This is a genomic window from Hydrogenophaga sp., from assembly GCF_051007235.1.
In the GTDB taxonomy this organism is placed as follows: Bacteria; Pseudomonadota; Gammaproteobacteria; order Burkholderiales; family Burkholderiaceae_C; genus Hydrogenophaga.
The window spans coordinates 1-9,084 of the sequence record NZ_JBPCSJ010000170.1 but is presented as its reverse complement, the minus strand read 5'-3'; the positions used below and the strand labels follow the sequence as shown (position 1 = coordinate 9,084).

11 protein-coding genes are annotated in these 9,084 nt (G+C 67.8%); 8 read left to right on the top strand and 3 right to left on the bottom strand.

The features are described from left to right. From ACR2JA_RS06095 to ACR2JA_RS06070, 6 genes are all read left to right on the top strand, one after another. The coding region (locus ACR2JA_RS06095; protein ID WP_434008217.1) for a phosphoribosylformylglycinamidine synthase subunit PurQ at positions 1-497 on the top strand (497 nt) is incomplete at its 5' end. 7 nt (positions 498-504) lie between these two features. Beyond that, on the top strand, positions 505-1,317 hold the full coding sequence (locus ACR2JA_RS06090) for a phytanoyl-CoA dioxygenase family protein (RefSeq protein ID WP_434008216.1): 813 nt from the start codon (positions 505-507) through the stop codon (positions 1,315-1,317). A gap of 16 nt (positions 1,318-1,333) precedes the next feature. Then, entirely contained in the window at positions 1,334-2,299 is a 966-nt protein-coding gene (locus tag ACR2JA_RS06085; RefSeq protein WP_434008215.1) for a DUF808 domain-containing protein, read from the top strand. A 155-nt stretch (positions 2,300-2,454) separates the two neighbouring features. Next, positions 2,455-3,000, top strand: coding sequence for a hemerythrin domain-containing protein (locus ACR2JA_RS06080; RefSeq protein WP_434008214.1), 546 nt, complete (start codon positions 2,455-2,457; stop codon positions 2,998-3,000). Between the two features lie 92 nt (positions 3,001-3,092). Beyond that, complete coding sequence (locus tag ACR2JA_RS06075; RefSeq protein WP_434008213.1) at positions 3,093-3,464, top strand: hypothetical protein; 372 nt, start codon at positions 3,093-3,095, stop codon at positions 3,462-3,464. Positions 3,465-3,649: 185 nt separating this feature from the next. Next, positions 3,650-3,871: a hypothetical protein gene (locus ACR2JA_RS06070; protein WP_434008212.1), complete on the top strand. Its 222-nt coding sequence runs from the start codon at positions 3,650-3,652 to the stop codon at positions 3,869-3,871. Positions 3,872-3,915: 44 nt separating this feature from the next. On the opposite strand, the gene ACR2JA_RS06065 is transcribed toward ACR2JA_RS06070, so the two are convergent. After that, positions 3,916-5,907, bottom strand: a complete 1,992-nt coding sequence (locus ACR2JA_RS06065) for a peptidase U32 family protein (RefSeq protein WP_434008211.1) — start codon at positions 5,905-5,907, stop codon at positions 3,916-3,918. Positions 5,908-5,983: 76 nt separating this feature from the next. Here ACR2JA_RS06065 and ACR2JA_RS06060 point away from each other — a divergent pair, with 76 nt between their 5' ends. Together ACR2JA_RS06060 and ACR2JA_RS06055 are read left to right on the top strand one after the other, a co-directional pair. Beyond that, positions 5,984-6,742: an alpha/beta fold hydrolase gene (locus ACR2JA_RS06060; protein WP_434008210.1), complete on the top strand. Its 759-nt coding sequence runs from the start codon at positions 5,984-5,986 to the stop codon at positions 6,740-6,742. Beyond that, positions 6,742-7,497 (top strand): heparan-alpha-glucosaminide N-acetyltransferase, encoded by a 756-nt coding sequence (locus ACR2JA_RS06055; RefSeq protein ID WP_434008209.1) that lies wholly within the window; start codon positions 6,742-6,744, stop codon positions 7,495-7,497. Before ACR2JA_RS06060 ends, ACR2JA_RS06055 begins: the two co-directional genes overlap by 1 nt. Before the next feature lie 16 nt (positions 7,498-7,513). Here ACR2JA_RS06055 and ACR2JA_RS06050 read toward each other — a convergent pair whose 3' ends face one another. Continuing rightward, positions 7,514-8,155, bottom strand: a complete 642-nt coding sequence (locus ACR2JA_RS06050; protein WP_434008208.1) for a GntR family transcriptional regulator — start codon at positions 8,153-8,155, stop codon at positions 7,514-7,516. Further along, on the bottom strand, positions 8,152-9,084 hold a 933-nt coding region (locus ACR2JA_RS06045; RefSeq protein ID WP_434008207.1), incomplete at its 5' end, for a transaminase. The genes ACR2JA_RS06045 and ACR2JA_RS06050, both read right to left, overlap by 4 nt.

Here is a 9,084-nt window from a genome sequence, read left to right as displayed (position 1 = left end):
CCGACACCTTCGGCCTGGGCGTGTGCAACGGCTGCCAGATGTTCGCCGAGCTGGCCGACATCATCCCCGGCGCCGAAGCCTGGCCGCGTTTCACCACCAACCAGAGCGAGCGTTTCGAGGCCCGCCTGTCGATGGTCGAGGTGCTGGAATCGCCCAGCCTGTTCCTGCAGGGCATGGCCGGCAGCCGCCTGCCGATCGCCGTGGCGCACGGCGAAGGTTTTGCCAACTTCAGGCACCGCGGCAATCCGGCGCAGGCCATCGCGGTAATGCGATTCGTGGACAACCAAGGCGCCGCCACCGAGCAGTACCCGTTCAACCCGAACGGCAGCCCAGGCGGCCTGACGGCCGTCACCACGGCCGACGGCCGCTTCACGGCCATGATGCCGCACCCCGAGCGCGTGTTCCGCAACATCCAGATGAGCTGGACCAGCGGCAACACCAGCGAACTCAGCCCGTGGATGCGTATCTGGCGCAACGCCAGAAAGTTCGTCGGCTGATCCCGCGATGCGCCGCGAACACCCGCTGCCCGCCGACACCATCGAGGCCTACGCCCGCGACGGAGCGGTGGTGCTGCGGGGCGTGCTCAACGCCGACGATCTGCGCACGCTCGAAGCCGGTATCGAGCACAACCTGGCCCACCTGAGCGCGCTGGCCCTGGTGGCGAGCGAGCCGGACGACCCGGGTCGTTTCGTCGAGGACTTCTGCACCTGGCAGACCAACCTGGACTACCAGCGCATCCTGCAGATGTCGGCCTTGCCGCACCTGGCGGCCCAGCTGATGCAGAGCCGCACGGCGCGTCTGTACCACGACCACCTGCTGGTCAAGGAAGCCGGCACGCGCCAGCCCACGCCCTGGCACCAGGACCAGCCCTACTACAACGTCGGCGGGATGCAGAACGTCAGCTTCTGGATTCCGGTCGACCCCGTGCCGCTGGCGAGCACGCTGCGCTTCGTGGCCGGATCGCACGACGGCACCTGGTACATGCCGCGCACCTTCCGCGACCAGCAGGCCAAGTGGTTCCCGGAAGGCACGCTGGCCGAGCTGCCGCCCATCGACGCCGAGCCCGCCACTTATCGGCAACTGGGCTGGGCGCTGGAGCCTGGGGACTGTGTGGCCTTCCACATGCTCAGCCTGCACGCCAGCAGCGGCACCGGGCCTGGTGCGCGGCGTCGCGTGTTTTCCGCCCGCTACCTGGGTGATGACGCGGTGCATGCACCACGCCCGTGGCGCACGTCGCCGCCGTTTCCGGGGTTGGACCAGCGGCTGCCCGACGGCGCGCCGATGGACGACCCGCTGTTTCCCCTTGTCTGGCCCTGAAAGTTGAACCGATCCCATGGCCTCCAGCCTCCTCGTACTGCTTGACGACATCGCCACCATCCTCGACGACGTGGCCACCATGACCAAGGTGGCCGCGCGCCAGAGCGCCGCCGCGGCCGACGACGTGGCCGCCATGACGCAAATGGCCGCCAAGAAGACCGCGGGTGTGCTGGGCGATGACCTGGCGCTCAACGCGCAGCAGGTCACCGGCGTGAACGCCGACCGGGAGTTGCCGGTGGTCTGGGCGGTGGCCAAGGGCTCGCTGCTGAACAAGGCCATCCTCGTGCCGGCCGCGCTGGCCATCAGCGCCGTGGCGCCCTGGGCCATCACCCCGCTGCTGATGCTGGGCGGCCTGTTCCTGTGTTTTGAAGGGGCTGAAAAGCTGCTGCACGCCTTCTTCCACAGCCAGAAGGAAGACGAAGCCCACCACACGGCGTTGGTGAAAGCGGTGGCCGACGAAAAGGTCGATCTCGTGGCCTTCGAGAAGGACAAGATCAAGGGCGCGGTGCGCACCGACTTCATCCTCTCGGCCGAAATCATCGTCATCACCCTGGGTGCGGTGGCCAGCGCGCCTTTCTTGCAGCAGGTGGCGGTGCTGGTCGGTATTTCCATTGTCATGACCCTGGGTGTCTACGGACTCGTGGGCGGCATCGTCAAGCTTGACGACGCCGGTCTGTACCTCAGCCGCCGTGCGTCGTCGGCCGCCCAGGCGTTCGGCCGGGGTCTGCTGGTGTTCGCTCCCTGGTTGATGAAAGCGCTGTCGGTGCTGGGCACGGCGGCCATGTTCCTGGTGGGTGGCGGCATCCTGCTGCACGGCGTGCCGGCACTGGGTCACGCGGTGGAACACTGGGCCCAAGGCCTGGGCGCCATGAGCGGCCTGGTCAACAGCCTGGCCGGTGGCGTGGCGGGCCTGGTGGCCGGTGCGTTGGCGGTGGTGGTGTTCAACACCATCAACAGACTGCGCGGCAAGACGGCGCACTGAACGCGTACTGAACGCGCACTGTCAGCTCGCCGTTTCGCGTACCCGCGCGAGGCTTGACATGCGTCAAGTCCGGATCGGCGGCAGTGCCTAGACTGGCTTGGTCATCGTCAGTGTGCTGAGCAATCGCGCGGCGCACCCCACCCGAGGAGCCCGCCATGCACAAGCCCACCGCCACCGGTGTCGACACCGACGCACCGCTGACCAACTTCTCCCACTGCCATGAGGGCATCCTCAAGCGCCTAAGCGCGCTGGACGAGTTGCCGGCGCTCCTGGCGCCCGCAGCCCGCGCGCGCCAGCTGGCCGAGCAGTCGGTCGAATTTTTCCGCGAAGCCATCTTCGAGCACCACCTGGAGGAAGAGCGCGAGCTGTTCCCCGCGGTGCTGGCCAGCGCCCAGCCGGGTGAGGAAGTCGAACGCGTGCAAGGCATGGTGCGGCGCCTGACCAACGAACACCGCATGCTAGAAAGCCTGTGGAAGCGGCTCGAAAGCGACCTGAAAAAAGTCGCCAAGGGCCACAGCACCGACCTGGACGTGAACGAATTGCAGCGCCTGGTGACCGACTACGCTGCCCATGCGCGCTTTGAAGAAGCCGAGTTCCTGCCGCTGGCCGAGACCATCCTGGGCCGCAACAGCAACCACATGGCCGCGCTGGGCCTGAGCCTGCACATGCGCCACGTCAAGCCGGTGGCGGCCTACATCTGAGACCCGATGCCGGGCGGATGGGGGGGCGCTGCGGCGCCCCTTTTTCATGCGCCCAACGGGGTGAACCGGCTCTGCGGTACAGTCGCCGCGCCATGAAGACGCCATCGACACCTTCCGTTCACGCCCCCGAACTCTGGCGCACCGACGCCGGCAGCGACTCGGTCGCCGTGCTCAACATCCCTGGCCTCAACGGCCGCGCCCGCGTGTTCGATGTGGACGCCACCCTGCTGGTGAACGTGCCGGCCGATGCGGACGGCGCCTGGCTGGAACTGACGGTGGAGTTCGACGGCAAACGCCAGTGGAGCCGCCGCATACCCGCCCACAACCCCGGCCAGACCGATGGGCTGGATTACCACCAGCGGATGCGGCTGGAGGCGGAACAGGGTGTGCGCGTGCGTGCGGTGGTGAAGGTCAAAGGCGTGCGGGTGCGGCAGTTGGTGGTGGAGGCACGGGAATCGGACTGAGCGTCGCTTCGCCTTCCAGCACAATCGCCGGAAGAACCGGGTCACTGCCTATGTATCCTTGCCCACACTGCCACCGCTCGTCCATCCGGCTCGCACCCAAGTGGCTGTCTTCAGTGGTTTTTCCTGCTGAGTGTCCCGACTGCGGTGGTCTGAGTTTCGCTCCCGGTTCTCCCGGTGGAGTGGTCATGGTGCTGAACACCTTGCTTCTGACGGCCGCCTTCTTTGCGACGATCTACTGGCAGTCGAGTATCCCGTTGTTCATCGGGGCCGTCTTCGCACTTTCTCAGTGGTTGTTGCAGAGGCATCTTCAGCCGCCGCTGGCTCTTTCAGCGGAGCAAATGGCGAGGGCACGAAAGGCTCATGGGTGGGAGTTGCTGCTTGTTTTTCTATATGTTTTCTGGCAATAGGCAACTGCTCACCGCAATGGCGCACCGCATCCTCAACCTTAACCTCAAGCTCCGGCAAGTGGTCGGGCCTTGTAGAACTTCACCGGACTCTCCGGCACCGCGTTCATCACGCTGCGCTTGATCTTGCCGACCACGTGCATCTCGCACGGCTTGCAGTCAAACCGCAGGGTCAGTTTTTCTTTGCCGTTGATCAGCTGCATCGGCTCGGCTTTCACCGTGCCCTGCACGCCGGTCACGCCCTTGGCCTGCTTGGGGCACAGGCTCAGGCTGAAGCGCACGCAGTGCTTGGTGATCATCAGGCTGACTTCACCTTCTTCCTCGTGGCTTTCGTAGGCGGCAGCGATGACCTTGACGCCGTGTTTCGCGTAGAAGTCGCGTGCCTTGTGGTTGAACACGTTGGCCAGATACGTGAGGGTGTCTTCCGGGTAGTTGACCGGCGGATCGACTGGCTTCGCGCGCGGCAGGCGGTGCCAGGCGGCGGCGCGGGCGGCTTCCAGCTGCTCCACCGCGTCGCGCCGCATGGCGTTGAGCTGCGACGCGGGCACGAAGCGCGGGCCGTTCAGGTTCAGCGTCACGTCCAGTGGCTGGAACAGGGTGTCGCCCAGGCGCGAGAGGTTTTCGCGCAGCTTGATGTCGGCCTGACTGGGGTCTTTGGCGTTGTCCGGCGTTCCGGGCAGGGAGGCGCTGCCGCTGTGGCCGTCTTCGTCGGTGATGGTCAGCGCCAGGCCTTCGGCGGTTTCGTCCAGCGTGAGCCAGGCGCCGATGCGGCGTTCGGCCGATTTCTTCTCCAGACCCCGCACCCAGTCCATGTCGCGGTTGCGGTTGACCTGCACGCCCTTGCGCAGGTCCTTGAAGCCTTCCATCGGGTCCTTGGGGAACACCCGCCAAAGATTGGAAGCGCTGCCTTTCTTGTTCACCGCCTCGGCGCGGTTGATCTGCAGGCCCACCAGTTCCTTCTGCAGGTCCAGGTAACACAGGCCGTCGCCGTTGTGGATGACGGTGTCCTTGTCGTCGGTCTGCAGTTCGACGAAGTTGGGGCCGGTGGCGGTGACGAAGCCGATCGGGCGGCCGGGGTTCTTGGGCGTGTCGAAGGCGCCGATGTCTTCCTGGCGGCCCTGCACGAAGTAGTCGGTGAACTCGCGGTTGAAGTTCTGGTTCGGGTCGGGCTGGAAGTGAAAGGTGCATTCGCCGCTGCTGGCGCGGGCCAGTTCAGGGCGTTCTTCCAGGATGTCGTCCAGCAGCACCCGGTAGTGCGCGGTGATGTTCTTGACGTAGGCCATGTCCTTGTAGCGGCCTTCGATCTTGAAGCTGCGCACGCCGGCGTCGATGATCTCGCGCAGGTTGTCGCTCTGGTTGTTGTCCTTCATCGACAGCACGTGCTTGTCGTGCGCCACGATGCGGCCCTGGCTGTCCTTCACTTCGTATGGCAGGCGGCAGGCCTGCGAGCAGTCGCCGCGGTTGGCGCTGCGGCCGGTGTGCGCGTGGCTGATGAAGCACTGGCCGCTGTAGGCCACACAGAGTGCGCCGTGCACGAAGAATTCGAGGACGGCGCGGCCGGGCGCGTCCTTCGGGCCGAGCGCGGCGTCGATGGCGGCGATCTGCTGCAGCGTCAGCTCGCGCGCCAGCACGATCTGGGACAGGCCTGCGTCCTGAAGGAAGCGCGCCTTCTCGGGCGTGCGGATGTCGGTCTGGGTGCTGGCGTGCAACTGGATCGGCGGCAGGTCGATTTCCAGCAGGCCCATGTCCTGCACGATCAGCGCGTCCACACCGGCGTCGTACAGCTGCCAGGCCAGCTGGCGGGCCGGCTCCAGCTCGTCGTCGCGCAGGATGGTGTTCATCGTCACGAAGATGCGGCTGTTGTAGCGGTGCGCGTACTTCGCCAGCCGGGCGATGTCCTGCACCGAGTTGTCGGCGCTGGTGCGTGCGCCGAACGACGGGCCGCCGATGTAGACCGCGTCGGCCCCGTGGTTCACGGCCTCGATGCCGATGTCGGCGTCGCGGGCGGGGGCAAGCAGTTCGAGTTGGTGGGGCAGCATGGCGGGCGAAAAAGAGGCGGACAGCAGGCAGAATCACGGCGGATCGACGAACCCGATATTGTCCCGGAGAACGCCCATGTCTGCACCCCATCCCCGCACCCACACCGCCATCGTGCTCGTCCACGGCGCCTGGCACGGTGCCTGGTGCTGGCACCGCGTGCTGCCGCTGCTGCGCCAGGCGGGGGTGGACAGCCACGCGGTCACCCTCACCGGCGTGGGCGAGCGGGCGCATCTGCTGAGCCCGGCCGTCGGCATCGCCACCCATGTGCAGGACATCATCGGCCTGATCGAGGCCGAAGAACTGCAGCGCGTGGTGCTGGTGGGCCACAGCTACGCGGGCAACCTGATCACCTGCGTGGCCGACCGCCTGCAGCGCTCTGCGCCCGGTCTGCTGCGGCACCTGGTGTACCTGGACGCGAGCGTCCCGAACCCCGGCGAGAGCTGGAGCACGCCGCACAGCCCCGACACCGTGGCGCAGCGCGTGGCCGCCGCGCAGGCCAGCAGCGGGTTGAGCTTCCCGCCCCCCGACGCCAGCGTGTTTGGCCTCAGCGGCGCAGACCGCGACTGGGTCAACCGCCGCCAGACGCCGCAGCCCTTTCGCCTGTATCAGGAGCCGCTGGACTTCGACCCGGCGCTGGTCTGGGCGGTGCCGCACAGCTTCATCGACTGCACCCGGCCCGCGCTGCCGACCATTGACGCCGCTCGCCGGCGCGTGCGCGGCGAACCGGGCTGGACGGTGCACGAGCTGGCCACCGGGCACGACCCGATGGTGAGCGCGCCGCGCGAGCTGGCGCAGCTGCTGCTGCGCATCCACCACCAGGCCAGCCGGAGCTGATGCCAACCGTGTCGATCCAGCGCCTGGACCGCATCGACGCGCTGCGGTCCGTCGCCATGTTGTGGATGACGGCGTACCACTTCGCCTTCGACCTCGACCACTTCCGCCTGATCGCGCAGGACTTCCACCGCGACCCGTTCTGGACCTGGCAGCGCACAGCCATCGTCAGCCTGTTCCTGTTCACCGCCGGGCTGTCGCAGGTGGTGGCACTGGCGCAAGGGCAGGGCTGGCCGCGGTTCTGGCGGCGCTGGGCACAGGTGACGGGTGCGGCCTTGCTGGTTTCGGCCGGCTCGGCCTTGATGTTCCCGCAGACCTTTATCTATTTCGGCGTGCTGCACGGCATCGCGGCCATGCTGATCGTGGTGAGGCTGACAGCCGGGTGGGGTCTCTGGCTCTGGCCGCTGGGTGCCCTGGCCATCGCAGCCAAATTCGTGGCACCAGGGGTGATCGCAGCCGTGCCGGCGCTGACCGTGCTCAATACGCCTGGGCTGAACGCGCTGGGCTTCATCGGCCAGCTGCCGGTGACGGAGGACTATGTGCCGCTGCTGCCCTGGCTGGGGGTGATGTGGTGGGGCGTGGCCGCTGGCCGATGGGCGCTGGTGCACCGGCCGCAGTGGCTGGGCGCGGCCGACGCCGCTTCCACCGGGCTGCGCCGGGGCATGGCGGTGCTGGGGCGCTGGAGCCTGAGCTACTACCTGCTGCACCAGCCGGTGCTGATCGGGCTGGTGACGGCCTTCGTCTGGCTGCGCGGCTGACGCCGCGTGGGCCGTCTCAGGCGCAGAACGACCGCAGGAACTGCCCGGCCACGAACAGGTCCTTTTCGATGGCGCGGCGCACGCCCGCACTGTCTTTGCGGCGCAGTGCGCTCATGACCTCGCCGTGCGCGTCGTTGAGGACCGCACCTGCGCCCTCGGCCTCGAACAACCGGTTGGACAGCGGGCCGACCTTCAGCCACACGGTTTCGATCAGTCCCATCAGGGTGGGGGAGGCCGCGGCCTGGTACAGCCGCACGTGGAACAGCTCGTTGGCGTCCAGGTAGGCCTTGGCGTCGCCCGCAGCCAGACCCGCGGCCATCTGTGCTTCCAGCGCCGCCAGCTCGGCCACGCCCGCATCGTCCAGCCGGTGGGCACCGCGCTGGGCGGCTTCGCCTTCGAGCAGCAGGCGCATCTGCAGCACGTCGTCGAACTCGGCCGCCGACAGCCGAGGTACCAGCATGCCGGCGTGCGGCACGTTGACCAGGGCGCCTTCGGCCGCCAGGCGCTGCAGCGCGGCGCGCACCGGGGTGATGCCCACGCCCAGTTGCTGCGCGATGTCGTGGATCTTCAGCCGCTCACCCGGCAGGAAGCGGCCCACCGTCACCCACTGCCGCAATCGGGCGTAGGTCGCGTCCTGCTGGGTGGGCGCGGCGGTCATGGTTGGGCGACGATGGCGGTCAGCACCTCGTCCAGCGCGCCCAGCAGCTGGGCCACGTCGTCCACGGTGGTGGCGGGGCAGACCAGCATCATGTTGTGGAAGGGCGTGATCATCACGCCGCGGTTGAGCAGGCCCAGGTGGATCAGGTGCTCCAGTTCGGCGTCGAGGATGTGCCCGGCCTCGCTGCCGTTGTGCGGTGGCGTGGGGCAGAACTGGAATTCGGTGCGCGCGCCCACCTGCGTGACGCACCAGGGCAGGCGGTGGCGCTCGATGAGCCGGCGGACGCCGTCGGCCAGCTGCTCGGCCAGGCCCAGCATATGCTCGTAGGCGGCCGGCGTCATGACCTCGGCCAGGCTGGCGCGCATGGCGGCCATGGCCAGCATGTTGCCGGTCAGCGTGGTGCCGATGCCGCTGTGGCCGGGCGGGGCGTCGCGCTTGGCCTGCACCGCTCGGGCGGCCAGTTCGGCGCTCATGCCGTAGACGGCACAGGGCACGCCGCCGCCCACCGGTTTGCCCAGCACCAGTGCGTCGGGTGTGATGCCGTGGGCCCGCGCATAGCCGCCAGGGCCGGTGCTGATGGTGTGGGTTTCGTCCATGACCAGCAGCGTGCCGTGGCGGCGGATGATGCGCTGCGCCGCCTCCCAGAAACCGGGCTCGGGCAGCACCATGCCGATGTTGGTCATGACCGGTTCGGCCAGCACGCAGGCCACGTCGCCGCCGGCCAGCGCCGCGTCCAGCGCGGCCAGGTCGTTGAATTCGACCACCACGGTGTGTTCGGTCAGGTCGTGCACCTGGCCCAGCAGGCTGTCGCGCTGCACCGGCAGGCCATCGACCAGGTCGACGAACACGTCCTCGATGGTGCCGTGGTAGCAGCCGTTGAACACCAGGATCTTTTTGCGGCCAGTGGCGGCGCGGATCCAGCGCACGAC